Raw genomic sequence first — 23,570 nt, 5'->3', positions numbered from 1 at the left:
AATTCGTGCTATCGGCGCGCCGATCGACCTCGCGCGCGTCCCGCGTCTCTCGGTTCGGTCCGGTGGAAACGCTCTGCCGTCAGCGTGGGCGAGACCGGCGCGCCGCCCGCGTTCCGCGCGTCACGGCTCCACGTCGAGGGAGGCGGCGACGTCGGCGAGCACGTCTCCGCGGACCTCTGTCGTGCGCGACTCGATCTCGGCGACGAGCGGCGGGTCGAACCCCTCGCGGACCTGGGCGAGTCGCTCGCGCTCGGTCTCGACCTTCTCGCGGAGGTAGCGCGCGCCGCGTCCTTCCTCCTCCTCGTCGGGCGAGGGCGTGAGCTTGTTCGCCACCAGTCCGCGGACTCGCAGGTCGCGCTCGGTGAACCCCTCGATCGCCCGCGCCGTCTCGTTGACAGAGAGCTGGTCGGGGTTGAACACGAGGAAGAAGGCGGCGTCCGACCGCATCGTCTCGCCGGCGTACTCGAAGAACTCCTTGCGCCGCTGGAGCCGCTCGATCACGGGATCGCCCTCCATCAGGCGCCGGGGCTCCATATTTCCGACCGCGGCCTTCTCGAACAGGTCGATAGACTGCTTGCGCTTGTACAGCAGGCGGTCGATCCAGTCCCCGAGGAACTCCGGGAGCCCGAGCAGTCGGAGCGTCGAGCCCGTGGGCGCGGTGTCGAAGACGACGCGGTCGTACGGCTCGCTCTCCGTCCGCATCACGTCGACGAACGCGTCGAACAGCGCCGACTCGTACGCGCCGGGCGTTCCGTGGGACATCTCCAGCTGGCGGTTGATCTCCGAGACCATCGCCGCCGACACCTGCTCCGAGAGCGCCTCGCGGATCTCGTCGAGATGCCGCTGCATCTCGTCTTCGGGGTCGATCTCCATCGCGTCCAGCCCGTCGACGCCGTCGACGGATTCCGGCTCGTCGCCGAACTGCTGGTCGAACACGTCCGACACGGAGTGGGCCGGGTCGGTGGAGACGACCAGCGTTCGCACCCCGTCGCGCGCGCAGCGGTGGGCGTACGCACACGAGACGGTGGTCTTTCCGACGCCGCCCTTGCCGCCGAAGAAGACGAACTGCTCCATCAGTCGCGGGATAGGTGTCGTCCCGTCATCAGAAGTGGTACTGCTGGCCCTTCCGCTCGATCAGCGTCTCGCGGTCCCACAGCCGCCGCTCCCACGCCTCGAACTCGTCTTCGAGGTACGGGAGCAGCTCCGCGGTGTAGTATGACACCGGCGAGGGGATCCCGAACGCGTCCGGGAAACACGCGAGCATGAACTCGTCTTCGGTGTCCTCGGCCTCCTTCTCGATCTTCTCGTAGGCCGGGTGCGTGATCATCCCGTGGTACAGGCCCCGGAGCCACTCCTCCAGCGCGGCCCGAAACCTCTCGATCCGGTCGGCTACTGTCATCATCTCTCATGATACTCTTCCCGCGTTAAAACCTGTCGCGGCCGGAGCGCCGCGGTCGCCGTCCACGGTTTGCGGTCCGCGGTATTCGTCCGCGGTGCGGATTCGTCCTTGAAGCGCGAGGCGTCAGGCGGTGTTCCCGTCCGTGAGTTCGCTCGACCCCTCGTCGGACTCGTCGTCGTCCAGTTCCGGTCGGTCCTCGGTGTCGGGGCTCGGCGTGTGGATGTCGTTGCCGAGCGCTCCCCAGACGAGATACAGCATCGCGGCGACCATCAGCACGGTCACCGCGACGCTGACGAACGACACGGCGGAGGCGGACAGAACCATACCGCGAGTTCGACGACCCCTGCCTATCAACGTATCGGCTCGGATCGCCCCGCGGCGGGTCCTCGGCGCCCGGTCGCTCCTGCGCCCCGCCCGGGGGTTCAAGAGCGTCGTGGCCGATCCGATCGTATGGACGACCGCATCCCGGTGACCGTGCTCTCGGGAAGCCTCGGCGCCGGCAAGACGACCCTTTTGAATCACCTGCTCCGGAACGCCGGCGACCGCGACATCGCGGTCCTCGTCAACGACATGGGCGACGTGAACGTCGACGCAGACCTGATCGCGGAGGAGTCCGAGGTCGACGTCGAGGGCGTCACGGAGCTGTCGAACGGCTGTATCTGCTGTGAGCTGCAAGACGACCTCGAAAGCGCCGTGGTGCGGCTCGCGAACGAGCGCTCCTTCGACGCCTTGGTCGTCGAGTCGTCGGGGATCTCCGAGCCGGCGCCGGTCGCGCGGCTGTTCACGACCGAGTCGCGCGCGGCCGCCCGGTACCGCGTCGACGCGCTGGTGACCGTGATCGACACGCGGCAGTTCCTCGACGCGTTCGCCGGCGACGAGACACCGGCGCGACGCGTCGACCCGGACGCGGTGACCGGCGACGAGATTGGGGACGAGAGCGACGAGGCCGACGCCGACCGCCCGCTCTCGGACCTTCTCGTCGAGCAGGTCGAGGTGTCGAACCTCGTCGTCTGTAACAAGGCGGACCTCTGTACCGACGCGGAGATGGACGAGGCGATCGACCTCGTCGGTGCGCTCCAGCCGGACGCGGAGACGATCGTCGCGGAGTTCTCCGCGGTCGACCCGGACCGGATCCTCGATGTCGGGCTGTTCGACGCGGGCGAGCTCGGCGACTTGCCGGGGTGGAAGCGCGCGCTAGCCGAAGCCGACTCGGGAGACGACCACGGGCACGATGGCGACGGTGACCACGGGCACGGCGGGGACGGCGACCACGCCCACGACGGGCACGAACACGACGAGGGTCACGCCCACGACCATCGTCACCCCGACGAGGTGTACGGCGTCACTTCCTTCACCTACCGCCGTCGGCGACCGTTCCACCCGGACCGGCTCGCCGCCGTCCTCCGGGACCTCCCCGACGACGTCGTCCGGTCGAAGGGGACGCTGTGGGTAGCCGGCACCGACCAGCGCCAGCAGGTCGGGCAGGCCGGGCGGTCGGTCCGCGTTGAGGCGCTCGGGCCGTGGATCGCGAGCCTCCCGTCGGTCGAGCGCGACATGCTGCGCTCGAACCGCCCGGACTTGGAGTGGGACGAGGACCACGGCGACCGCCGCACCGAGTTCGTCGTCATCGGCACGGGGGTCGACGAGGCCGCGCTCGTCGACCGGCTCGACGACGCGCTCCTGACCGACGAGGAGCTCGCGGCGCTCGGTGACCCGGGCGTCGGCGACGACCCCGCCGACGCCGATCCCGCGCCGTTTCCGACCGATCAGGGCGATGTGACTGTGCTCCGCGAGCCCTGATCGATCGGTGGGCGATGTGACTGTGCTCCGCGAGCCCTGATCGATCGGTGGGCGATGTGACTGTGCTCCGCGAGCCCTGATCGATCGGTGGGCGATGTGACTGTGCTCCGCGAGCCCTGATCGATCGGTGGGCGATGTGACTGTGCTCCGCGAGCCCTGATCAGTATTAAACCGAGGCGTTCGCGCTCAGCAAGCACAGCCCGGGCCGCTCGCGCGCTCGAACCGCATGGAGTCGCCGCAGTCCGGACACGCCGGCACCCCCTCGTCGTCGCGGTCGAGCCCCTCGTCGTCGACGGCGACGTCGCGGACCCGCACGCCGCAGTCGTCGCACCAGTACGACCCCTCGGAACCGTCGTCGCCGGCGACTTCCGGCGCGCTCCGCGTCGGTCCCGTCAGCGCGCTCGATAGCTTGTCAAAGACGCCCATACGCTCGTCCACGTCGTCACGCTCTATTACCTCCCGGCTGCTGTGCGATTGTGACGCATTAGCGTGGATCGGCGGCGCGGTGGCGCGGTGGCGCGGTGGCGCAGCGGCGTGGCGGCGGGGCGGCGCGGCGGCGTGGCTACGCGGCGAGGGGATCCGATCGGCGTCAAAGCAGCGGGAGCGTGAGCGCGGCCAGCACGACGCCCAGTCCGATCGCCGCGTAGAACAGCCGCTCGACGCGGGGTCCGGGCGGGAGGGGGCCCGCGTCGAGCGCGGGCGCGCCCCGGACCAACTGCCGGTACGCGACCGCCGTTGCGCCGGCGAACGCCGCCCCCGACAGCGCCAGCGCCGCCCGCAGCGCGAACCCGTACGCGAGCCCGTATATCGGGCCGAAGGAGAACGCGACCATGAACGCGAGCCCGACGGTGACGAGGAAGGGAACGGGGTCGATCCGGTTCCCGTGCTTGTTGTGAACACGCATCTCGATCGGCGTGGGGGCCGATACGGTCCGCACGAACAAAACGTCGCGGGCGTCGTGGCGAAGAGCTAAGTGATGCTCCGCCCGGCGTAGGCGTATGACCGACGACCAGCGGGAAACGGCGGAGGAGCGCGACGGGATCCGCGAGGGCGTCGAGGGGTCGGAGGGCGATCCGCGGGTGGTGTTGCTCCTGAACGCCGTCCTCTCGGGGATGTTCGCGTGGACCGCGTTCTGGGGGCTCCAGCTGCTCGACGTCGCCGAGGTCACCGCGACGAACGTCGCCTCCCTCGCGCTCGTCATCTTCGCGCTGACGTACGTCGTCGTGCTGCGGTGACCGCGGCGGCGTGCTCGACGCTCACGCGTCGCCACCCTCACGCGTCGCCCGCTTCCGCGCCGGCGCGCTCCTCGAACCGGCGATTTTCGCCATCTTTTAAGCCGAACGCGGCCAGTCTCCCGACAATGACGATCGAAGACCGCGACGACGCGTACCTCATCACGCACGCGCTGGCGACGGACACCCTCTCGCGGCTGCGCGACGTCGAGACGGAGCAGGTGGCGTTCCGGAAGGGGCTCGTGAAGCTCGGCCGAATCTGCGGCTACGAGATCATCGACGGCGCGATGGAGACGGAGTACGTCCCCGTCGAGACCCCCCTCGCGGAGACGACCGGCGAGCGCGTGAAGGGGCTCGACGACGTGGTGATCATCAACGTCCTCCGCGCCGCGACCCCGTTCGTCGAGGGGCTCCTGAAGGCGTTCCCGCGCGCGAAGCAGGGCGTCATCTCCGCCGGCCGCGACGAGGAGGCCGGAATGACCGCCGACGGCGAGTTCCCGATCACCATCGACTACGTGAAGCTCCCCGAGATCCGGCCGGAGGACACCGTCATCGTCGCCGATCCGATGCTCGCGACGGGGTCGACGATGGTCGCCGTCCTCGACCACGTTCTCGACGAGGCCGACGACTTCGAGGACCTGTTCGTGCTCTCCGCGGTCTCCGCGCCCGCCGGCCTCGTCCGCGTGAGCGAGGCCGTCCCCGAGGCGGACCTGCTGACGGTCGCCATCGACGACCACCTCGACGACGACGGGTTCATTGTTCCCGGCCTCGGCGACGCCGGCGACCGGGCGTTCCGGACCGTCTGAACCGGCGCTGCCGCCCCCGCCGCCGCCCCGGACTCGCCGACGTACTTTTAAGAGCCGGCGCCGCGACCGGTACGACATGAGCGACGCGCCGACGACCGAGCCCTGCGACGCCTGCGGCGACCCCACGACGGACGCGCTCTCGCGCACCGTCCGGCTGAGCGTCGATCGGGCGAACATCGACACCCAACGGCTCTGCCCCGACTGCTTTGCCGACTGGATCCAGCGCTACCAGGACCGCCTCGGCTCCGGCGGGGACGAGGGCGACGACACCTCGGAGATCATCGTCGACTGAGACCGAACCGCTTCGTTCCGGCCGGCGACGACCGAACAGCTTCGTTCCGGCCGGCAACGTCCGTTCCGACCGCCCGTCTTAAGCCGCGGCGGAACGGACCTCGACGTAATGGATCTCGCCATCGACGCCCCGGCCCCGGCGGCGCCTGACTGCGCCGCCGACGGGACGTGGCTCGCCTGCATCGAGTGCGACGAGACGTTCGCCCCCTTCGAGGACGTCCGATACACCTGCGACGAGTGCGACGGCCTGCTCGAAGTGCGGTACGACGACCCGCCGACGTTCGACGAGTTCGGCGCGGGCGCACCCTCCGACGGCCCCGAGCGCGGCGTCTGGCGCTACCGCGAGGGGCTCCCCTTCGACTTAGGCGTCACTCTCCCCGAGGGCGACACGCCGCTGCACCGCGTCCCGCGCATCGAGGAGTCGGTGGGCGTCGACACGCTTCGGATCAAACACGAGGGGATGAACCCCACCGGCTCGTTCAAGGACCGCGGGATGACGGTCGGCGTCCGGGTCGCCAAGGAGCTCGGCGTCGGCGCGCTCGCGTGCGCCTCGACGGGGAACACCTCGGCCGCGCTCGCGGCCTACGGCGGCCGCGGGAACATGCAGACGCTCGTGCTCCTCCCGGCGGGGAAGGTCGCCGCCGGGAAGGTCGCGCAGGCGAGCCTCCACGGCGCCCGCATTCTCGAGGTCGACGGCAACTTCGACGCCTGCCTCGACATCGTCCAAGAGCTGGCCGCGCGCGGCGAGGCGTACCTGCTGAACTCGCTGAACCCGTTCCGGCTGGAGGGCCAGAAGACGATCGGCTTCGAGATCCTCGAGGAGTTCCACGCCGACTACGGCGCGTTTCCGGACCGGATCGTCCTCCCCGTCGGCAACGCGGGGAACACCTCCGCGCTTTATAAGGGGTTCCGCGAGCTCGTCCAGTCGGGCGCGCTCGACGTCGACGAGGTCCCGAAGCTCACCGGCGTCCAGGCCGAGGGTGCGGCGCCGATGGTCGAGGCGATCGAGGAGGGCAACGACAAGGTCCGTCGCTGGGAGGAGGTCGAGACGCGCGCGACCGCGATCCGCATCGGTAACCCCGTCAACGCGCCGAAGGCGATCCCCGGAATCCGGAACACGGGCGGCACCGCGGTCGCCGTGAGCGACGCGGAGATCACCGCCGCGCAGCGCCACCTCGCCAGCGAGGGCGTCGGCGTCGAGCCCGCCTCCGCCGCGAGTCTCGCGGGCCTCAAGAAGCTCCGGCGTTCGGGCGTCGTCGACGACGACGAGCAGGTCGTCTGCCTCACGACGGGGCACCTTTTAAAGGATCCCGACGCCGCCTACGAGGCCGGCGGCGACCCCGAGCCGGTCCCGAACGACGTCGACGCGGTTGTCGACCACCTACGCGACTGATCGGCCGTTCGCGCACGCTACTCCCAGTTGTACAGCGCGTCCCGGAAGACCTCCTCGACGTCCTCCGTCGTCACGGGTCGCGGGTTACACCGGAGCAGTCGCTGCTGGCTCTCCACAGTGCTCTCGGCGAGCGCGCCGACGTCGTCGTCGGTGATCCCCGCGAGTTCGTTGAGCCCGCTCGGGAGCACGTTGAGATCTTGCTGGAGCCGCACGAACTCCTCGCGGGCCTCGTCGGCGGCCTCGCGGGTGCTCATCCCCGAGGTGTCGGCGCCGAGCATCTCTGCCACCTTCGCGAACCGCGGCGGGTCGCTGGCGACGTTGTAGCCGAGGGTGCTCGCGGGCGTGAGCGCCGCGATGGTCTCCCCGTGGTACGTGTGGTAGTTGTTGCCGACGGGGTACGCCATCGCGTGCGCGAGGCTCGCGCCGGCGGTGAGCCCGGCGATCGCGCCGAACAGGGCGCCCTTCAGCATCGCGCCGCGCGCCTCGATGTCGTCGCCGTTGTTGACGACGCGCCGGACGTTCGAGGAGAGCAGGTCGATCGCCTTCTCGCTGAACATCTCCGTGAAGCCGGTGCGGCCGGCGTACACCGGCCGGTCGGCCGGGTCCTCGGGACGGAGCAGGTCGTCGTACCGATGGGTGGTGTACCCCTCGATCGCGTGGCCGAGCGCGTCCATCGCGGTCTTCGCCGTGAGGTCCGGCGGCAGCGTCGTGGTGAGCGTCGGGTCGAGCACCGCGGCGTCGGCGCGGACGTGCGGGCTGGAGATCCCCTCCTTGATGTTCTTTTCCGGCACCGAGAGGATCGCGACCGGCGAGATCTCCGACCCCGTGCCCGCGGTCGTCGGGAGGAGGATCAGCGGCGCGCCGGACTCGGTGAGGTCCTCGCCCGCGCCCGTCGGCGCGGCCACGTAGTCGAGCACGTCGCCGCCGTTCGCGATGACGGCCCGGGTCGCCTTCGCGGTGTCCATGCAGCTGCCGCCGCCCAGCCCGAGGTAGAAGTCGTACCCGTCGTCGCCCATCTCCTCGCGGACGAACGAGATACACTCCCCGACCGCCTCGACGCTCGGTTCGCGCTCGACGCCGTCGTACACGTCGACGTCGAGGCCGTCCGCCGCCAGCTCGTCTGCGACGCGGTCGACGTGGCCGAGCGAGACGAGGTCCGAGTCGGTGACGATCAGCCCGCGCTCGTCGCCGGAGAGCCCGAGCTGCCCGAGCTGGTAGCCGAGCTCGTCGGCCGCGCCCGCGCCGACGCGGACCGCCGGCATCCGGACCTCCCAGACCGTCTCGGGGGAGAGCTCGTGCGGCTCGGCGGAGACGGAGCGCTCGTAGCTCACACCCCCCACCCCGGTTGGATCGCCTCGAACTGCTCGGGATCGTGCCCGAACACGACCTCGGCGTCGTGGCGGCGCTCCAGCTCGCGGATCCGGCTCATGCTCTCGGCCCACTCGGTTTTCCCCCACACGAGGGGGCCGCCGAGGGGCGTCCCCGCCTCGTAGTTCTCGTCCATGTACACCTGATCGCCGGTGAACACGACCGTGCCCTCGGAGTCGAGGTGGATCACGGAGCCGGTGAGCCCGGGCGTGTGGCCGGGGAAGCGGACGAACTCCAGGTCGGTGAAGTGCTCCTCGCGGTCGCGGTGGAGGACCCGCCAGTTCAGGTCGTGGTCGAAGTCGTCGAGGACGTACGCGGCGCTCCCCTCGTCGGTCTTCGCGCTGTAGTAGGCGAACTTCAGCTCCTCCTCGTGGACGTAGACGGGCGTGTCGGTGCCCGCGAAGAACTCCAGCCCGCCGGCGTGGTCGAGGTGGAGGTGGCTCTGGAACACCGCGTCGATGTCGTCGAGCGAGTAGCCCGCGGCCTCCAGGTCGTCGTCGAGGCGATGCTCGCTCGCGTCGTGCGGGTAGAACGCCTGAACGAGCCCCTCCGGCCAGTGGCCGTCGGCGGCGTCGTGGTGCGATCCGGTGTCCCAGAGGATCGTTCCCTCCGGGTGGTCGATGACGAGGTTCCACACCGGAATCTCCCCGTACTCGGTGTCGGGATTCGGCTCGTCGTGGCTCCCGATGGTGTTCGCCTCCATCATGTAGTTCATATCACAGTACAGCCCGCCGCGGTCGATGACGTGGACTTCAGCTTCCACCATACCGTTCGGTATTCATCATAATCGTTCATAAACATGTATGCGCGACGGGGTCGCACCCGACCATGCGGCCGTCACGTCTGCGGCGTGGCCGTCACGCACCCGACGCGGTCGCTACGCACGCGAAACGGCAGAACAGCAGAGTCTCGCGACCGCGACTACTCGTCCGCGCGCCCGTCGGCGCCGTCCAGCGTGATCTCGGTGATCTCGACGACGCGGTCGTCCGCGAGCAGCTCCTCGATCGCGGCGTCGGGAACGGCCGAGTCGAGGTTGTAGACGGTGAGGGCCTCCCCGCCCTGCGTCTCGCGGCCGTTGAACATCCCGGCGATGTTGACGTCGTGGTCGCCGAGGACGGTGCCGATGAGGCCGATGACGCCCGGCTCGTCGGTGTTGCGCGCGACGAGCATGTGGCCGTACGGGACCGCGTCGACGCGGAACCCGTCGATCCGGACGATGCGGGCGTCCTCGCCCGCGAACAGCGTCCCCTCGACCGCGATCTCGTCGTCGCCGTTGCGCACGGTGACGCGGACAAGGCTCTGGAAGTCGTCGGTCTGCCGGGTCTTCGACTCCGTCACCTCGATGCCGCGCTCCTCGGCGAGCCGGGGCGCGTTCACCGAGTTCACCTGCCACTCTAAGGGCTCGAAGACGCCCTTCAGCGCGCTCGCGGTGACGAGGTCGACCTCTTCCGCGGCGATGTCGCCCTCGTAGGTCGTCTCCACCTCGGTGATCCGGCCGTCGAGCAGCTGGGCGGCGACCTTCCCGGCGGTCTCGGCCACGTCGATGTACGGCTCGATCCGCGGGAACGCGCTCTCGTCGACCGAGGGCGCGTTGAGCGCCGTCAGGACCGGCTCGTCGTCGAACGCCGCGAGGACGGCCTCCGCGGTGTCGACCGCGACGTTCTCCTGGGCGGCCTCCGTCGAGGCGCCGAGGTGCGGCGTGAGGACGATCTCCTCGACGTCGAGCAGCGGCGAGTCCTGCGAGAGCGGCTCCTCGGCGAAGGAGTCGAGCGCGGCGCCCGCGAGGACGCCGTCGTCGACCGCCTCGGCGAGCGCGTCCTCGTCGACGATGCCGCCGCGGGCGCAGTTGATGAGATAGCCGCCCTCCAGCTGGGCCAGCTCGGCCTCGCCGATCATCCCCTCCGTCTCGGGGAGGAGCGGGGTGTGGATCGTCGCGAAGTCGCCCGCGGCGAGCGCGTCGTGGAGGTCCTCGACCAGTTCGGCGCCCATCCGGTCGGCGCGCTCCTCGGAGATGTACGGGTCGTAGACGACCAGGTCCATCCCGAGCGAGTCGAGGCGCTTGGCGACCTCCTGCCCGACGCGGCCGAGCCCGACGATGGTGAGCGTCTTGTTGTTCACCTCGGTGCCGAGGAACTCGCCTTTGGCCCACTCGCCGTCGACGAGACGGCCGTGCGCCTGCGGGATCGAGCGCGCGACGGCGAACGTCATCGCGACGGTGTGCTCGGCGGCGGCGCGGACGTTCCCCTCGGGCGCGTTCGCGACGATGACGCCGTGGTCGGTGGCGGCCTCGATGTCGATGTTGTCGACGCCGATGCCGGCGCGGCCGACGATGACGAGCTCGGAAGCCGCCTCGAAGACGGCCTCGTTCACGTCGGTCCCGGACCGCACGATCAGCGCGTTCGCGTCGGCGACGGCGTCGAGCAACGCCTCGCCCTCGCTCTCGTAGTCGGTGACGACCTCGTGGCCGGCGTCTCGGAGTCGGTCCAACCCCGCGTCCGCGATGGGGTCGGTAACGAGTACCTTCATGCCGAAACGCACCCGCGGCGCGGGGTTAACGCTTTCCGAATCGCGCCGTTTTGCCGCCCCGACGGATCCGCGATCGTGTGTGTCGACCCCTCCGTTTCCGGTGGAGAATGCGCGTTCGTGGGTATTCCCACGTCGGTACTCCCTTTTATACTCGGCCGCATGTGGTCGTATGGACTTCACGATCGCGTTCGTCGGCGTCGGCGCTATTCTCGCGCTGACCGCGGTGAGCGCCTTTTTCTCCAGTTCGGAGCTCGCGGTGTTCTCCGTGCCGACCCACCGGATCGACTCGCTCGTCGCGACCGACGTCCCGGGCGCCCGCGCGCTGTCGGCGCTGCGCGACGACTCGCACCGCTTCCTCGTCACGGCGCTTGTGAGCAACAACGTCGCCAACATCGCCGCGGCGTCGGTCGCGACCGCGGTGTTCGTCCGGTTCGGCTTCTCCGGCGGCGAGGCGGCCACGGGGTCGACGCTCGTCACCTCGCTTTTCGTCATCGTCTTCGGCGAGATCGCGCCGAAGTCGTACGCGGTCGCCAACGCCGAGAAGCACGCGCTCCGCGTCTCGCGGATCGTCGTCGCGATCCAGCGCGTCCTCCGCCCCGTCCTGTACGTGTTCGAGGCGCTCTCGGGCGTCGTCAACCGCTTCACGGGCGGCGAGTCCGCGATCGAGTCGTACCTCACCCGCGAGGAGATCGCGACGCTCGTGCGGTCGGGCGAGGCCGCGGGCGCGCTCGATCCCGACGAGGGCGCGATGATCCGCGGCGTCCTCGATCTGGAGACCACGACCGTCGACGCGGTGATGGTCCCCCGGACCGACGTGGTCGCGCTTCCCGACACCGCGACGCCGGCTGACGCGCTCTCGCGGGCCGCGAGCGAGGGCGTCACCCGGATGCCGGTGTACGGCGAGAACCGCGACGACGTGATCGGGGTCCTCGACGTCCGCGACGCGATCCGCGCCGAGGAGACGGGCGCCGACCTCGCGAGCGCGCTCAGCGAGCCGGTGTTCGTCCCCGAGACGAAGCCGCTCGACGAGCTGTTCGCGGAGATGCGCGCGAGCGAGGCGCGGATGGTGGTCGTCGTCGACGAGCACGGCGCAGTCGTCGGGATCGCGACGCTGGAGGACCTCTTCGAGGAGGTGGTCGGCGAGCTTGTCGGGCGGTGGGAGACGGACGCGGTCGATGTCGTCGCACCCGACGCCGCCGTCGTGCGCGGGTGGACCACCGTTTCGCACCTCAACGAGACGCTCGGGCTCTCGCTGCCCGCCGACGCGGGCGCCGAGACCGTGGCGGGCCTGATAACTCGACAGCTCGGGCGGCTGCCGTCGGAGGGTGACCGCGTCGCGGTCGGCGACGTCACGCTCGCCGTCACCGGTGCGACCGCGACCCGGGTCACTCGAGTGCGGGTCGAACACGCCGACGAGAACGGGTTCGTGGCCGGCGCGACGGTCGACGGATCGGTCGATTTTACGTGATCGCCCTCGCCGCGCTCGGTGCGGGTGGCGACGAGAAACAGGTAACACAACACACATGTGCCTCCAACGGGTCCCACGAGGTACGTTCTCGATCATGGTAAGCCGCTGGGCGTGTGGCCGGTGCGGGTTCGTCGCGTGGACGCGGGACCGCTCCGAGATGCGCGAGGTGACGGGGTCGCACCTACTCGCGCACCACTCGGACGCGCTCTCGAAGTCCGACTTCCGCGTGAGCTGGGACTGCCCGTACTGCGCCACGGCCAAGACCGCATACGACACCGACGGCGCGGTCGCCGAGTTCAAGGCGCACCTCCACGACCACGTGGGCGACCGGATCGCCGACGAGGTTCACGTGGCTGACCGGCTCGGGTGGGACGGGGTCGTCCGCGTCGACGCGTCGGCGGCCGGCGACGAGGCCGACCCGCTCCGGACGCACTTTCACGGCGCCGCGGGACTCGTCGTGGCCGTGACGTCGACGCCGGAGCGACTGGTCCGTACGCTCGACGAGCGCCTCACGTCGTGGCCCCGCCGGACGGTGATCGTCACCACCGGCGAGTACGACTTCGAGGCGACGCCCGATGTTGACTTCGAGGGCCTCAACGTCGAGATCGTCGAGCTCGATCCGCGCCTCTCCCCCGACGAGGTCGGCGAGACCGTCTCGCGGATCCTCGACGCCAACCACGAGTCCGGCGAGCGCGTCTCGCTGGAGGTGAGCGTCTTCCACCAGATCGTCGCCTCCTTCGACGTCGAACGGGCGGTGGCGTTCGTCCGCATGCTCGCCGCCCGCCTCGCGGACGCAGGGGGTGTGTTACAGCTGTACGTCGACGCCGACGCGGACCGAAACGTCGCCACCGTCCTGAACTTCCTCGACGAGACGATCGACCTGACGGTCGCGGTCGACGACGATCGGTTCGTTCGCCGTCCCTAAGCGCCGTTTTTCCGACTCACTGCCCCTCCGCCCGGCTACCCCTCGTAGCTCTCCGTGTAGTCCGCGGGCCAGCGAACGTAGACGTACTCGACGTGGCGGTCCGCGGCCGCCTCCACCATCGCCCGCTTGAACCGCCGCAACACCGCTCTGGCGCGCTCGCGCGCGGCCTCGGAGGCGGTCTGGTCGCTCGCGAGCGAGCGAAGCTTTCTCTCGACGTCGACGCCAAGCGTGGACTCGGTCGCGCCGTCCCGCGGGGCTTCTTCGACCGGATCCTCCCCGACTGCGTCCCCCGAGGCGATCCGCGGCAGGTACGCAGCGGCGAGGTCTGCCACCAACCGGTCCCGGTGATCGAGCGCGTCGATCAGCCACTCGACCGCTGGCGACCGGTCGGCCGCGGTCGGGTCCGCGGCTTCGAGGAGTTCGCAGTAGAGCCACGCCGCGTACCGCTTGGTCTCGGGGTCGACGTGCTCTCGCGACCCGGCGACCGCGCTCCTGCTTCCGCCCGCCCGGTCGCCGGCGGTTCGCTCCGTGGCGACCGACCGGAACACGGCGAGGAGGCCGTCGGCTTCGAAGGGCCGCTCGGTGAGGAGGCGGTCGCGCACGTCGCCCGCGGGAACGGCCTCCGCCTCGGCGATCACCGTGGCGATAGATCTCGCGGCCGCCCGCCGAACCGCCTCCGAGGGGTCTCGTAGCGACCCGATCAGCACCCCGGTCGCGTCCCGTCGGTCGAGCGCTCCCAATCGGTCGACGACGGAGAGGCGAAGCTGTTCGTTCCCGCGCCGCGCCGCGAGCGCGAGCAGCTCGACCGCGTCGTCGGTGTCCATCGCGACGAGCGCGTCGGCCGCGGCACCGCGCACGAGGTCGTTCGGCGCGTTCACCAGCGGCCGGACCGCCTCGACCGTCTCGCCGCCGACCCGCGCGTATCCCCTGACGGCCCGGGCGCGGACCCGGGCGTCGTCGTCGTCGAACGCCTCGCGGAGCCGGGGTGCGGCCCCCCCGTCGCCGACCGCCGCCAGTCCGGTCGCCCCGACCATCCGATACGCGGCCCGATCGTGTTCCAGCCACCGGGCGAACGTCTCGGCGGCGCCGCGTTCCGTCTCCCGGCCCGCGTCGTCGCCCGTACCGCTCCGCCGCCGCTGTGCGATCCGCCGCGACAGCCGGTCGACGTGGTCGTCGCCGTGGAAGTACAGCGACTCGATCGCCGCCGCGCGGACGGCCTCGTCGGGGTCGTCGAGCGCGGTCTCGAACAGCCCCTCGACGATCCGGCCCGCGTCGGCGCTCATCGAACTGGAGGGGTTGCCGAGCGCCTCGGCCGCCTCGCGCCGCGTTGACGCGTCGAACCGCCGGTCGAGTCGCGCGAGCGCCGTGGAATCACCGTCGGTCGGACGGTCGCGCTGCCCGGCGCCGCCGCTCTCCGCTGATCCCGTGGCGCTCTCCGACCGCGGCCTGTCGTCCATCTGTGAACCCCTCACCGATCCGGTACGTTAAACGTACGGCCGCGGCTATCACCGGTGAGAATCGACGCCGGTCCGCGAGCCGACCCTCATCGTCCAAGCCCGAACTCCCGGACGGTATCGTACTCGGGTCCCGACTCGGTCAGCGTCGACTCGACCAGCCGGATCTCGTCGACCGCGAATGTTCCGACTTCGGGCTTCCCGGCGTCGAGCGCCTCCCGGACCGCCTCGGCGCCGGTCGCGTTCTCGACGCGCGCCAGCGTGACGTGCGGGGTGAACTCGTGTTCCTCGGGGTCGACGCCGAGCGCAGTCGTCTCCGCTTCGAGGGCCTCGTGGAGCGCGGTGAGTTCGTCGCCACCCCGGTCGACCCCGGCCCAGACGACGGAGATGTACTCGCGGTTCGGGAAGACGCCGAGGCCGCTTACTTCGCATTTAAAAGGATCGACGCCTGCGCGGTCGACGGCGCGCTCGCCGGCCGCGATCACGTCGTCGACGGTTGGGGAGTCACCCTCGGCGATCTCCGCGACCTCGCCGAGAAATTTCATCGTCACGTGCGCCTGTTCGGGGTCGACCGGGTTGATGCCCGGTGCGTCCGCGAAGGGGGCCTGTGCGTTCGCGACGGCGGGCGCGAGGGAGTCCGGAAGGTCGACGGCGAAGAACGCTCGCATGACGAGTGGGTCGTTGTGGATGGCGATTTATAAATAATTGATCGCGGATCGACCGCGAACACCTCCAAAGCCCCAGCCGCTTACTTATAAATCAGCCACCGTGGATCGACCGCGAACGCCTCCAAAGCCCCAGCCGCTCGCTTATAAATCGGCCACCGTGGATCGACGGCGACCACCTCCAAAGCCCCAGCCGTGAGGCGGGCGCACGCTCGCTGCGCGCCTCGCTCAGTCGCTACCGCTCCTTCGCTGCGGTGCTTGCGTCGCCTGCGCCCGCCTCACGGCTGCCCCTTTGAGTCCCGCCCCCCACAGCACCGCAGCCTCACGCCTCCCCAGCCTCGCGGTTCGCTCGGGGCTCCCTGCGGTCGCCCTCGCTCACCGCGTCCCTCGCGCGTGCTCCTCGCGCCCGGTGGGCGCTCGGAGGCACGCGCCACCGCGGATTCGTTTATAAACGTTCGCGGAGCGTGTTGGCGGTCGCGTCGCCGACGCCGTCGACGTCGGTGAGGTCCTCGCGGGAGGCGTCGCGGACGTTCTCGACCGAGCCGAATCTGCGCAGGAGTCGTCGTCGGGTCTGGGGACCGACGCCGGGCACGTCGTCGAGGACGGTCGCCACCTCGTCGCGGACGGTCTGGTGGTAGGAGACGGCGAAGCGGTGCGCCTCGTCGCGCACGCGCTGGAGCAGGTGGAGCTCGGGGGCGTCGTCGGGCCACCGCTGGGTGCCGGTCGGGGTGACGACCAGCTCCTCGGCCTTCGCGAGCGCGACGACGGGGACGTCCCAGCCCGTCTCCGCAAGCGCGTCGCGGGCGGCGCCCAGCTGCCCCTCGCCGCCGTCGATCAGGAGGAGGTCGGGGTCGGGGCGGTCGTCTCGGTCTTCGACCGCGCGCTCGGCGCGCCACCGGACCAGCTCGCGCATGTTCGCGTAGTCGTCGTTGCGGTCGGTGAGCTTCTTCCGTCGGTAGTCGGCGGTCTCGGAGCTTCCGTCGACGAAGCACACGTCGGAGCCGACCACGGCGGTCCCCTGCGCGTGGCTCACGTCGAACCCCTCGATCCGGGCCGGGCGATCCATTCCGAGCCGGTCGCCGAGCGCGCCGACGGGGTCGTCGCGGCCGCCGCGCTTCCGGGCGTTCTTCAGGGCGAGCTCGACGAGCTTCGCCTCGCGGCCGGCGCCGGGGACGCGGACCGCGACGCCTTCGCTCTCCAGCCACTCGACCACCTCCGGGTCGGCGGGCTGCTCGGCGAGGAGGACCGCGTCCGGGAACTCCCGCTCGGCGTAGTACTGCGCGAGGAACGCGGCGAGGACGGCCGCGGGGGTGTTGGCTCCCTGCCCGGAGTCGTCTCTCTCGTCTCCCACTGCCGCCGCGTCCAACTGATGCCGGCTTCGGTCGACCAGCTGGCCGCGCTCGCTGTGGAGCCGGGCAACGCGAGCGGTGTCGCCCTCGACGGCGGCCGCCAGCACGTCGACGGTGCGGTCGTCGGTCCGGTCGCTGACGGCCTCGCCGCCCTCGCCGTGAAACGCCTCGACCGCTTCGAGCCGGTCACGGAGATTCGCGGCGCGCTCGAACTCGTTCGCCTCGGCCGCGGCCTCCATCCGGCGCCGGAGCGGGTCCGCGAGGACGCCGGTCTCACCCTCGAAGAAGCGCCGCGCGGCCGCCACGTCCTCGGCGTACTCCTCGACGGAGATTTCGCCGGTACACGGCGCCGAGCAGATGCCCATCTCGTAGTCGAGGCAGGGGCGGTCGCGGCCCTCGTACTTGTGGTCCGAGCAGCCGCGGAGGCCGTACACCTCTCGCACAGCCTTCACCACGGTTTCGACGCGGCCCACGTCGGTGAAGGGGCCGTACGCGACCGCGCCCGCCTCGGGGTCCCGGGTCACCTCGATTCTGGGGACCTCGTGGTCAGTGAAGGCGACGAGCGGGTACGACTTGTCGTCTTTCAGCCGGACGTTGTACCGCGGGCGGAGCCGCTTGATGAGGTTCGCCTCTAAGAGGAGCGCCTGCGTCTCCGTGTCGGTGACCGCGAACTCGATCCGGTCGGCGCGCTCGACCATCCCCTGGATGCGGCCCGAGCGCGGGTCCGCGTACGACCGCACCCGGTCGCGGAGGTCGAGCGCCTTCCCGACGTACAGCGTCGTCTCGCCGGCCCGGAACTGGTAGACCCCGGGCTCGGTCGGGAGGTCTCGGGCCCGCTCGCGCACCGCGTCGGCGTCCATCGGTCTCGGATCGCCGTAGCCGCCCGACGCCATTGAACGCTGCGGGGGCCGCCCGAGCCGCGTCTCGTCGCCCGCACCCCCCGGCGACAGTCGATTATCAATCGCGAGTACTGGGACCCGCCGTTTATCAACTCGGTTCAGAGAGTTGGAGTAGACTATGACGGGAGTTCGAGGGCTGCTGCGGCGCGCGCTCGGCCGAGACGGGGACTCCCGGTCGGTCCCCGACGGAGGCGTCGTCGTCGAGGACTCGCCGGGAGCGGACGCCGCGACGACCGGGGGCGTTACGTCCGGGAACCCGGACGGGGGAGAGTACAGCGTCGCGGAAACGGACGGCGCGGACCGAACCGGGACCCTGGCCGGCGCCGGCTTCGCCGAGGTGTTCAACGCCACGGGGGTCCCGACGTTTATTCTCGACACCGAGGGGAACGTCGCCGAGTGGAACGCGTCGCTCGCCGCGCTCACGGGCGTCGACCGGGAGGACGCCCTCGGTCACGGCTTCGCCTCGGAGCTGTTCTACCCCGACGGCCGGCGCGCGGACACCCTCGCGGACAAGGTGCTCGACGCGCCCGAGACCGCCGACGACGTGTACGACCTCGAGCGGTGCGGCGGCGCCCGGACCCGCTACCGCGACACGAGCACGATGGTCGACCGTCACGGCGACGAGAAGCACATCGAGTTCACCGCGACGCCGATGTACGACGGCGACGAGCTCGTCGGCGTGACGGAGGTCGTCATCGACCGGACCGAGAACGTGAACCAGCGGGACGCCACGAGCGAGCTGGTCGCCGAGGTCCGAGAGACCGCGGAGGCGATCGGCGAGGGGAACCTCGACGCCCGCGCGAGCCGCCGCGACTCCTTCGATCACCTCAGCGCCGACCTCGTCCGCGTCGTCGACGTCGTCAACCAGATGGCCGAGAACTTAGACCAGCTCTCCTCGGGCGTCCACGAGAAGGCGCGCGACCTCGACGAGACCGTCGAGGAGGCGAGCGAGGCGGCCGCCGACATCGCCGAGAACGTCGACGAGCAGAACGAGCTCTTAGAAGAGAGCGTCTCCGAGATGCAGTCCTTCTCCGCCGGGATGGAGGAGGTCGCCGCGACGGCCGACGAGGTCGACTCCGCCGCGGTCGCGGCGGCCGACGCCGCCGACGAGGGGCTCGACGCCAGCGAGGACGCCCGCGAGGCGACCGAGGACGTCGTCGAGATCGGCGACGAGCTCGTCGAGAGCGTCGGCGCGCTCTCCGAGCGCATGGACGACATCGAGGAGGTCATCGAGGTCATCTCCGACGTGGCCGAGCAGACGAACCTGCTCGCCTTGAACGCCAACATCGAGGCCGCCCGCGCCGGCGAGGGCGGCGACGGCTTCGCGGTCGTCGCCGAGGAGGTGAAGAAGCTCGCCGACGAGACCCGCGGCTACACCGAGGAGATCACGGAGAGCCTCGACAAGCTGCAGGCGCAGTCCGCGGAGACGACGACCGCCGTCGAGCGTTCCCACGAGCGCATCGAGGACGCGGGCACCGAGATCGAGACGGTTCTCGACTCGCTCGAAGAGATCGCCGACGCCGTCGACGAGGCGGCCGCGGGCGTCGCGGAGGTCGCCCGGACCACCGACGACCAGGCCGCGACCGTCGAGGAGCTCACCTCGTCGCTGGAGGCGGTGCGCGAGCGCTCCGACCGCACCGAGGACGCGACCGAGCGCATCGTCGACGCCACCGACGACCAGGAGGCGGCCGTCGACGAGCTGATCGCCCGCGTCGAACGGCTCGACGCGCGGTAACGCTCCGACGCCCCGCGCTCGCCGCGCTCCGACGCCCCGCGCTCGCCGCGCTCCGACGCCCCCCGATCCCGTCCGTTTCTCTCGCCGTCCTTTCTCGCCGTCTTCTCTCGTGCTTCGCTCTCCCCCGCCGAACGTTTAACCCCGCTCAACCCCCAGAAATCGTATGTCCGTTACGCCGCCCGGACCGCTGGGCGACCCCCTGTTCGGCAACGGTCGCCAGTTCGCTGACGACCCGTTCGGCTTCCTTCGCGCCTGCGCCGACAGCTACGGCGACGTGGTGCGACTCGACCTCGGCCCGAGGGAGACGTACCTTCTTACGAACCCCGCCGACGTCGAGCGCGTGCTCGTCTCCGACGCGGAGCGCTACCGCAAGCCGCAGTTCGACGACGCGATGGACGCGCTGCTCGGCGACGGCCTCCTCATGAGCGACGGCGAGACGTGGCGGCGCCAGCGCACGCTGGCGAACCCCGCGTTCCACAACCGCCGGATCGGCGCGCTCGCCGGGATGATGGCCGACCACGCCGAGTCGCACGTCGCGGATTGGGAGGACGGCGACGTCGTCGACATCCAGCTGGAGCTGGCGCGGCTCACCGTGAAGATCATCGTCACGGCGATGTTCGGCGCCGACATCGACGACGAGGAGGTGAAGACGGTCCAGGAGAACCTCGAACCGCTCGGCGCCCGGTTCGAGCCCGACCCCCGCCGGTACCTGATCCCGGACTGGCTGCCGACCCGCGAGAACCGCGAGTTCGACGCCGCCATCGACACGCTCGAATCGGTGATCGACGACATCGTCGAGCGCCGCCGCGGCACGGAGCGCGACCCGAGCGTCGACCCCGCCGGCCCGGACGGGACCGGGGTCCGCGGGCCGCCTGGCGACCCCGACGCCGACCTCCCGATGGACCTGCTCTCCGTCCTGCTCCGCGCCCGCGACCGCGGCGAGCAGACCGACGAGAACCTCCGCGACGAGCTGGTGACGATGCTGCTCGCCGGCCACGACACCACCGCGCTCGCGCTGACGTACACCTTCTACCTCCTCTCGAACCACCCCGAAGCCCGCGGGCGGGTCGAAGGCGAGGCGGAGGGAGCGACCGGTGGCGGCCCCCTGACCGCGGACGCGGTCCGCGACATGGACTACACCGAGCGCGTGCTCAACGAGTCGATGCGGCTCTACCCGCCCGTCTACACGCTGTTCCGCGAGCCCAAGCTCGACGTGAAACTGGGGGGGTACCGGATCCCTGAGGACTCGGCGCTGATGGTCTCCCAGTGGGTGATCCACCGGTCCGAGCGCTGGTACGACGACCCGGAGACGTTCGATCCCGACCGCTGGACGCCCGAGCGGCGCAACCAACGCCCGAGATTCGCCTTCTTCCCGTTCGGGGGCGGCCCGCGCCACTGTATCGGGAAGGCGTTCTCGCTGCTGGAGGCCAAGATCATCCTCGCGACCGTCTGCTCGCGGTTCGAACTCGACTACGAAGGGCCCGACCTCTCCTTACGCGGGTCACTGACGATGCATCCGAACCATCCAGTGCCGATGCGGATCCGCGAGCGCTGAGGGATGGCCGGCGACGAGGCGGAGTCGTACTGCGCCCGCTGCGGCGAACCCCTCTCAAAGGGCCTCGTCGCGGGCGAACAGCGCGCCTGCTGTCTCAACGCGACTCCCATCGCCGGCGTCTGCCCGACGCACGGTCCGGTGGGACCGCACCACGCGATCGAGGAGCCGAACGCGGTCGACGACGCGTAGCCGGTTGCGACCGCCGCTCAGTTATAAACAAGTACTCTTGCGGTCGGCGCGTGCCTGCGAGCGGCCGCCACCGGCGGCCGCGAGTCAGCACGCGCGAGGGAGTCGCGAACGCAGTGAGCGACGAGGCTGGGGAGGCGTGAGGCGCGGTTGCGGTGCGGTCGGGGCGGGACTCAAAGGGGCAGCCGCGAGGACGAAGCACGGCGTAGCAAGCACTGGAAGGAGCGAGCAACGCGAGCGACTGAAGCGCGCAGCAAGCCGCGCGAGTCCTCGCGGCTGGGGCTTTGGAGGTACCGCCAATCGACGGTTAATAGCTTATAACTGGTGGCTGGGGTTTTTGAATTAGTGGCTGCTGACCCACAGTCTGCCGGTCATTTGTCGCGCCACACTCTCCCGAAGACAGATCTGACACAGCCGCCAGTGTAACCATTATTCGTACACAATTTCAACACAGACGTATGTCAGAAGCGAGTTCGCCGCCGGAGAAGACGACGGTCAACACCCGAATGACGGAGTCGTTCCTCGCCGACGTTGACGCGACGTGGACTGATCTCGGCTACAACAGCCGGAGCGAGTTCGTACGCGACGTGCTTCGCGACGCGGTGAAACACCCCGAGTTCGATCGGGCCGACCTCAAGGCGGTCGCCGCGAGCGAGGTCGACATCCAGAAAGGGCGTACCCGCGACAGCGACGCGATCAAAGACTGAACGCCCGACGCGTTCGCCACGAGTGGATCATCTCGATTTATAAATCGACGGTCGCGGCCGTCTCCCGGTACTCCGGGTCCCACACGTCGAGCGCGTGGACACGCCACCGGACCGGGTCGAGCTCGGCGTCGACGAGGTCGGCGACCGCGCCCGGTTCCGGATTCCCACCACGGGCCAGCGTGATATGCGGCACGTACTCGTCGCCCTCGATCCCATCGATCGCGCCGAACGCGGCACAAAGCCGTCGATGAAGCGCAATCAGACCGTCGCTCTCGACCGCCAAGTAAACGACCGGCCGCGACCCCGACCGCGGCGCGTCGAAGACGTCGATTCCGGTCACGGCGACCTCGAAGGGGTCGGTCCCGGCGAGGGGGCGCCGGAGGCGCTCGCGCAGGCGGTCGACGGCCTCCTGTCGAGGTGGTACGTCTCGATCCCTTCCGTGTCCACCTCCCTCGCCCCCCTCGCGCTCCTCGCTTCCCACGTCCGCGACGCCGAACCGTTTACAGACGAGGGTGTGGCGGTCGCGCACGCGGTCGAAGCCCGTTAGTTTCGGGTGGAGATCGCCCGCGAGCTGGTCGACCGCGGGCGGAAGCGGGACGTTGAGGCTGAACACGTCGCGGCCCGCCTCAGATCCGATCGGTGAGGTGCAAGGCGATTACGACGACGAGCGCGATCCCGATCAGCGTCGGGATGGCGTCGAGCAGCCAGAAGGCGATATCGAGGACGGCCCCGACGATCTCCAAGAGAAGCCACACGACGACGAGCAGCAGCACGACCTTCAGGAGGTCGTCGGTGTCGATCTCGGCGCGGTTCATGCTCTGGAGAGCGCGGGCAGCGGTAAAAATCCGATGGCTGGCGGCGAGCGAGTCCGAGAGACGCCTTACGCGATCTTCTCGTACTGCTCGGAGAGCTTCTCGGCGGCCTCGTCGAGCAGCTCCGACTCGTACTCGTCGAGGTCCCACTCGACGACCTCCTCGACGCCGTTCGAGCCGAGTTTCGCGGGCACGCCGAGCGCGGTGTCCTCGTAGCCGAACTCGCCGTCGAGCACGACCGAACAGGGGAGCACCTCGCCGGTGTCGTTGAGGATGGCCTCGACGGTGTGGGCGACGCCGGTCGCGGGCCCCCACTGCGTGGCGCCCTTGCGGCTGATCACGTCCATCGCGGACTCTTGGAGGTCCTCCAGAATCTGCTCTTTCTCGTCGGCGTCGAACGACGGGTCGCGGCCGTTCACGCGCACCTTCGAGAAGACGGGCGCCTGCGCGTCGCCGTGCTCGCCGAGGATCGTCGCCTCGACGTTCTTGACGGGGGCGTCGAACCGCTCGGAGAGGACGTAGCGGAAGCGCGCGGAGTCGAGCCGCCCGCCGAAGCCGACCACCTTGTGCCGGTCGCGATCGCCCGCCTCGTAGAGGTGGCGGTTGAGCAGGTCGACCGGGTTGGAGGTGGTGACGGTGACGAAGTCGTCGTTGTGCTCGGCGATGGAGGCGCCGATATCCTCCATGATCGGCGCGTTGTCGCCGGCCAGATCGATGCGGGTCTGGCCCTCCTTGCGCGGGATGCCGGCCGTGATGACGACGACGTCCGAGCCGGCGGTGTCCTCGTACTCGCCCTGCCGGACGGTCGTGTTCGAGTCGTAGGCGACGCCGTGGTTCGCGTCGGCGGCCTGGCCGATCGTCGTCTCGCGCTGGTCCGGGATGTCGACGAAGACGAGTTCGTCGACCACGTCGCGCAACGCGAGGTTGTAGCCGGCCGCGGCCCCGACGGTCCCCGCCGCACCGATAACGCTGACCTTTGTCATACCGTGTGAAGCCGCGG

At 70.2% G+C, this 23,570-nt stretch carries 25 protein-coding genes; 11 read left to right on the top strand and 14 right to left on the bottom strand.

Going from position 1 to position 23,570, the window contains the following annotated elements; translation table 11 throughout:
• Window positions 1-120: 120 nt before the first annotated feature.
• The 3 genes from ACOZ35_RS11870 to ACOZ35_RS11860 form a co-directional block, all read right to left on the bottom strand.
• Complete coding sequence (locus tag ACOZ35_RS11870; protein WP_424013786.1) at window positions 121-1,074, bottom strand: ArsA family ATPase; 954 nt, start codon at window positions 1,072-1,074, stop codon at window positions 121-123.
• A 28-nt stretch (window positions 1,075-1,102) separates the two neighbouring features.
• A complete protein-coding gene (locus tag ACOZ35_RS11865; protein WP_424013785.1) occupies window positions 1,103-1,399 on the bottom strand; it encodes a hypothetical protein in 297 nt (98 codons plus the stop codon).
• A 123-nt stretch (window positions 1,400-1,522) separates the two neighbouring features.
• Window positions 1,523-1,723, bottom strand: coding sequence for a hypothetical protein (locus ACOZ35_RS11860; protein ID WP_424013784.1), 201 nt, complete (start codon window positions 1,721-1,723; stop codon window positions 1,523-1,525).
• Between the two features lie 126 nt (window positions 1,724-1,849).
• Here ACOZ35_RS11860 and ACOZ35_RS11855 point away from each other — a divergent pair, with 126 nt between their 5' ends.
• The gene (locus ACOZ35_RS11855) at window positions 1,850-3,199 is read left to right on the top strand and encodes a CobW family GTP-binding protein (protein WP_424013783.1); all 1,350 of its coding nucleotides are present in this window, start codon (window positions 1,850-1,852) and stop codon (window positions 3,197-3,199) included.
• 186 nt (window positions 3,200-3,385) lie between these two features.
• Here ACOZ35_RS11855 and ACOZ35_RS11850 read toward each other — a convergent pair whose 3' ends face one another.
• A complete protein-coding gene (locus ACOZ35_RS11850) occupies window positions 3,386-3,625 on the bottom strand; it encodes a hypothetical protein (protein WP_424013782.1) in 240 nt (79 codons plus the stop codon).
• A 163-nt stretch (window positions 3,626-3,788) separates the two neighbouring features.
• Window positions 3,789-4,103, bottom strand: a complete 315-nt coding sequence (locus ACOZ35_RS11845) for a hypothetical protein (RefSeq protein ID WP_424016063.1) — start codon at window positions 4,101-4,103, stop codon at window positions 3,789-3,791.
• A 94-nt stretch (window positions 4,104-4,197) separates the two neighbouring features.
• On the opposite strand from ACOZ35_RS11845, the gene ACOZ35_RS11840 reads away from it, so the two are divergent.
• The 4 genes from ACOZ35_RS11840 (at window position 4,198) to thrC (ending at window position 6,921) form a co-directional block, all read left to right on the top strand.
• Complete coding sequence (locus tag ACOZ35_RS11840) at window positions 4,198-4,434, top strand: hypothetical protein (protein ID WP_424013781.1); 237 nt, start codon at window positions 4,198-4,200, stop codon at window positions 4,432-4,434.
• Between the two features lie 125 nt (window positions 4,435-4,559).
• A complete protein-coding gene (gene upp, locus ACOZ35_RS11835; protein WP_424013780.1) occupies window positions 4,560-5,237 on the top strand; it encodes a uracil phosphoribosyltransferase in 678 nt (225 codons plus the stop codon).
• Between the two features lie 76 nt (window positions 5,238-5,313).
• Complete coding sequence (locus ACOZ35_RS11830; RefSeq protein WP_424013779.1) at window positions 5,314-5,529, top strand: DUF7569 family protein; 216 nt, start codon at window positions 5,314-5,316, stop codon at window positions 5,527-5,529.
• A gap of 108 nt (window positions 5,530-5,637) precedes the next feature.
• Window positions 5,638-6,921 (top strand): threonine synthase, encoded by a 1,284-nt coding sequence (gene thrC, locus ACOZ35_RS11825; protein ID WP_424013778.1) that lies wholly within the window; start codon window positions 5,638-5,640, stop codon window positions 6,919-6,921.
• A 17-nt stretch (window positions 6,922-6,938) separates the two neighbouring features.
• On the opposite strand, the gene ACOZ35_RS11820 is transcribed toward thrC, so the two are convergent.
• The 3 genes from ACOZ35_RS11820 to serA all read right to left on the bottom strand — a co-directional run bounded on the left by ACOZ35_RS11820 (window position 6,939) and on the right by serA (window position 10,815).
• Window positions 6,939-8,252, bottom strand: a complete 1,314-nt coding sequence (locus ACOZ35_RS11820; protein WP_424013777.1) for a hydroxyacid-oxoacid transhydrogenase — start codon at window positions 8,250-8,252, stop codon at window positions 6,939-6,941.
• Window positions 8,249-9,055 (bottom strand): N-acyl homoserine lactonase family protein, encoded by an 807-nt coding sequence (locus tag ACOZ35_RS11815; RefSeq protein WP_424013776.1) that lies wholly within the window; start codon window positions 9,053-9,055, stop codon window positions 8,249-8,251. Before ACOZ35_RS11815 ends, ACOZ35_RS11820 begins: the two co-directional genes overlap by 4 nt.
• Window positions 9,056-9,210: 155 nt before the next feature.
• On the bottom strand, window positions 9,211-10,815 hold the full coding sequence (gene serA / locus ACOZ35_RS11810) for a phosphoglycerate dehydrogenase (protein ID WP_424013775.1): 1,605 nt from the start codon (window positions 10,813-10,815) through the stop codon (window positions 9,211-9,213).
• A gap of 169 nt (window positions 10,816-10,984) precedes the next feature.
• Here serA and ACOZ35_RS11805 point away from each other — a divergent pair, with 169 nt between their 5' ends.
• Together ACOZ35_RS11805 and ACOZ35_RS11800 are read left to right on the top strand one after the other, a co-directional pair.
• The gene (locus tag ACOZ35_RS11805) at window positions 10,985-12,283 is read left to right on the top strand and encodes a hemolysin family protein (RefSeq protein WP_424013774.1); all 1,299 of its coding nucleotides are present in this window, start codon (window positions 10,985-10,987) and stop codon (window positions 12,281-12,283) included.
• 94 nt (window positions 12,284-12,377) lie between these two features.
• Window positions 12,378-13,208 carry a DUF7504 family protein gene (locus tag ACOZ35_RS11800; protein ID WP_424013773.1) on the top strand — a complete coding sequence of 277 codons (831 nt, stop codon included), beginning with the start codon at window positions 12,378-12,380 and terminating at the stop codon, window positions 13,206-13,208.
• Between the two features lie 35 nt (window positions 13,209-13,243).
• Here the strand turns inward: ACOZ35_RS11800 and ACOZ35_RS11795 are convergent, their stop codons facing one another.
• The 3 genes from ACOZ35_RS11795 to ACOZ35_RS11785 form a co-directional block, all read right to left on the bottom strand.
• Complete coding sequence (locus ACOZ35_RS11795) at window positions 13,244-14,665, bottom strand: HEAT repeat domain-containing protein (RefSeq protein ID WP_424013772.1); 1,422 nt, start codon at window positions 14,663-14,665, stop codon at window positions 13,244-13,246.
• An 86-nt stretch (window positions 14,666-14,751) separates the two neighbouring features.
• A complete protein-coding gene (gene thpR / locus ACOZ35_RS11790) occupies window positions 14,752-15,330 on the bottom strand; it encodes an RNA 2',3'-cyclic phosphodiesterase (protein WP_424013771.1) in 579 nt (192 codons plus the stop codon).
• 442 nt (window positions 15,331-15,772) lie between these two features.
• Window positions 15,773-17,536 carry an excinuclease ABC subunit C gene (locus ACOZ35_RS11785; RefSeq protein ID WP_424013770.1) on the bottom strand — a complete coding sequence of 588 codons (1,764 nt, stop codon included), beginning with the start codon at window positions 17,534-17,536 and terminating at the stop codon, window positions 15,773-15,775.
• A 157-nt stretch (window positions 17,537-17,693) separates the two neighbouring features.
• Here ACOZ35_RS11785 and ACOZ35_RS11780 point away from each other — a divergent pair, with 157 nt between their 5' ends.
• From ACOZ35_RS11780 to ACOZ35_RS11765, 4 genes are all read left to right on the top strand, one after another.
• Window positions 17,694-19,310, top strand: a complete 1,617-nt coding sequence (locus ACOZ35_RS11780) for a methyl-accepting chemotaxis protein (RefSeq protein WP_424013769.1) — start codon at window positions 17,694-17,696, stop codon at window positions 19,308-19,310.
• A gap of 163 nt (window positions 19,311-19,473) precedes the next feature.
• Window positions 19,474-20,865 (top strand): cytochrome P450, encoded by a 1,392-nt coding sequence (locus tag ACOZ35_RS11775; protein WP_424013768.1) that lies wholly within the window; start codon window positions 19,474-19,476, stop codon window positions 20,863-20,865.
• 3 nt (window positions 20,866-20,868) lie between these two features.
• The gene (locus ACOZ35_RS11770; protein ID WP_424013767.1) at window positions 20,869-21,054 is read left to right on the top strand and encodes a hypothetical protein; all 186 of its coding nucleotides are present in this window, start codon (window positions 20,869-20,871) and stop codon (window positions 21,052-21,054) included.
• 455 nt (window positions 21,055-21,509) lie between these two features.
• The gene (locus ACOZ35_RS11765) at window positions 21,510-21,758 is read left to right on the top strand and encodes a ribbon-helix-helix domain-containing protein (protein WP_424013766.1); all 249 of its coding nucleotides are present in this window, start codon (window positions 21,510-21,512) and stop codon (window positions 21,756-21,758) included.
• Between the two features lie 37 nt (window positions 21,759-21,795).
• On the opposite strand, the gene ACOZ35_RS11760 is transcribed toward ACOZ35_RS11765, so the two are convergent.
• From ACOZ35_RS11760 to mdh, 3 genes are all read right to left on the bottom strand, one after another.
• Window positions 21,796-22,371: a 2'-5' RNA ligase family protein gene (locus ACOZ35_RS11760; protein ID WP_424013765.1), complete on the bottom strand. Its 576-nt coding sequence runs from the start codon at window positions 22,369-22,371 to the stop codon at window positions 21,796-21,798.
• Window positions 22,372-22,384: 13 nt separating this feature from the next.
• A complete protein-coding gene (locus ACOZ35_RS11755) occupies window positions 22,385-22,573 on the bottom strand; it encodes a DUF7554 family protein (protein ID WP_424013764.1) in 189 nt (62 codons plus the stop codon).
• Window positions 22,574-22,638: 65 nt separating this feature from the next.
• On the bottom strand, window positions 22,639-23,553 hold the full coding sequence (gene mdh, locus ACOZ35_RS11750; RefSeq protein ID WP_424013763.1) for a malate dehydrogenase: 915 nt from the start codon (window positions 23,551-23,553) through the stop codon (window positions 22,639-22,641).
• Window positions 23,554-23,570: the final 17 nt, after the last annotated feature.

The organism is Halorubrum xinjiangense (genome assembly GCF_049604745.1).
Lineage (GTDB): Archaea > Halobacteriota > Halobacteria > Halobacteriales > Haloferacaceae > Halorubrum > Halorubrum xinjiangense_A.
Note: the sequence above shows the minus strand (reverse complement) of the source record. Positions and strands in the feature narration are given on the sequence as shown.

Coding starts and splice junctions, on each gene's coding strand:
- ACOZ35_RS11850 (WP_424013782.1), bottom strand. CDS start 3,625: ATGGGCGTCTTTGACAAGCTATCGAGCGCGCTGACGGGACCGACGCGG.
- ACOZ35_RS11855 (WP_424013783.1), top strand. CDS start 1,850: ATGGACGACCGCATCCCGGTGACCGTGCTCTCGGGAAGCCTCGGCGCC.
- ACOZ35_RS11860 (WP_424013784.1), bottom strand. CDS start 1,723: ATGGTTCTGTCCGCCTCCGCCGTGTCGTTCGTCAGCGTCGCGGTGACC.
- serA (WP_424013775.1), bottom strand. CDS start 10,815: ATGAAGGTACTCGTTACCGACCCCATCGCGGACGCGGGGTTGGACCGA.
- ACOZ35_RS11840 (WP_424013781.1), top strand. CDS start 4,198: ATGACCGACGACCAGCGGGAAACGGCGGAGGAGCGCGACGGGATCCGC.
- ACOZ35_RS11865 (WP_424013785.1), bottom strand. CDS start 1,399: ATGACAGTAGCCGACCGGATCGAGAGGTTTCGGGCCGCGCTGGAGGAG.
- upp (WP_424013780.1), top strand. CDS start 4,560: ATGACGATCGAAGACCGCGACGACGCGTACCTCATCACGCACGCGCTG.
- ACOZ35_RS11780 (WP_424013769.1), top strand. CDS start 17,694: ATGACGGGAGTTCGAGGGCTGCTGCGGCGCGCGCTCGGCCGAGACGGG.
- mdh (WP_424013763.1), bottom strand. CDS start 23,553: ATGACAAAGGTCAGCGTTATCGGTGCGGCGGGGACCGTCGGGGCCGCG.
- ACOZ35_RS11815 (WP_424013776.1), bottom strand. CDS start 9,055: ATGGTGGAAGCTGAAGTCCACGTCATCGACCGCGGCGGGCTGTACTGT.
- ACOZ35_RS11755 (WP_424013764.1), bottom strand. CDS start 22,573: ATGAACCGCGCCGAGATCGACACCGACGACCTCCTGAAGGTCGTGCTG.
- thpR (WP_424013771.1), bottom strand. CDS start 15,330: ATGCGAGCGTTCTTCGCCGTCGACCTTCCGGACTCCCTCGCGCCCGCC.
- ACOZ35_RS11785 (WP_424013770.1), bottom strand. CDS start 17,536: ATGGACGCCGACGCGGTGCGCGAGCGGGCCCGAGACCTCCCGACCGAG.
- ACOZ35_RS11830 (WP_424013779.1), top strand. CDS start 5,314: ATGAGCGACGCGCCGACGACCGAGCCCTGCGACGCCTGCGGCGACCCC.
- ACOZ35_RS11800 (WP_424013773.1), top strand. CDS start 12,378: ATGGTAAGCCGCTGGGCGTGTGGCCGGTGCGGGTTCGTCGCGTGGACG.
- thrC (WP_424013778.1), top strand. CDS start 5,638: ATGGATCTCGCCATCGACGCCCCGGCCCCGGCGGCGCCTGACTGCGCC.
- ACOZ35_RS11870 (WP_424013786.1), bottom strand. CDS start 1,074: ATGGAGCAGTTCGTCTTCTTCGGCGGCAAGGGCGGCGTCGGAAAGACC.
- ACOZ35_RS11845 (WP_424016063.1), bottom strand. CDS start 4,103: ATGCGTGTTCACAACAAGCACGGGAACCGGATCGACCCCGTTCCCTTC.
- ACOZ35_RS11805 (WP_424013774.1), top strand. CDS start 10,985: ATGGACTTCACGATCGCGTTCGTCGGCGTCGGCGCTATTCTCGCGCTG.
- ACOZ35_RS11770 (WP_424013767.1), top strand. CDS start 20,869: ATGGCCGGCGACGAGGCGGAGTCGTACTGCGCCCGCTGCGGCGAACCC.
- ACOZ35_RS11795 (WP_424013772.1), bottom strand. CDS start 14,665: ATGGACGACAGGCCGCGGTCGGAGAGCGCCACGGGATCAGCGGAGAGC.
- ACOZ35_RS11765 (WP_424013766.1), top strand. CDS start 21,510: ATGTCAGAAGCGAGTTCGCCGCCGGAGAAGACGACGGTCAACACCCGA.
- ACOZ35_RS11775 (WP_424013768.1), top strand. CDS start 19,474: ATGTCCGTTACGCCGCCCGGACCGCTGGGCGACCCCCTGTTCGGCAAC.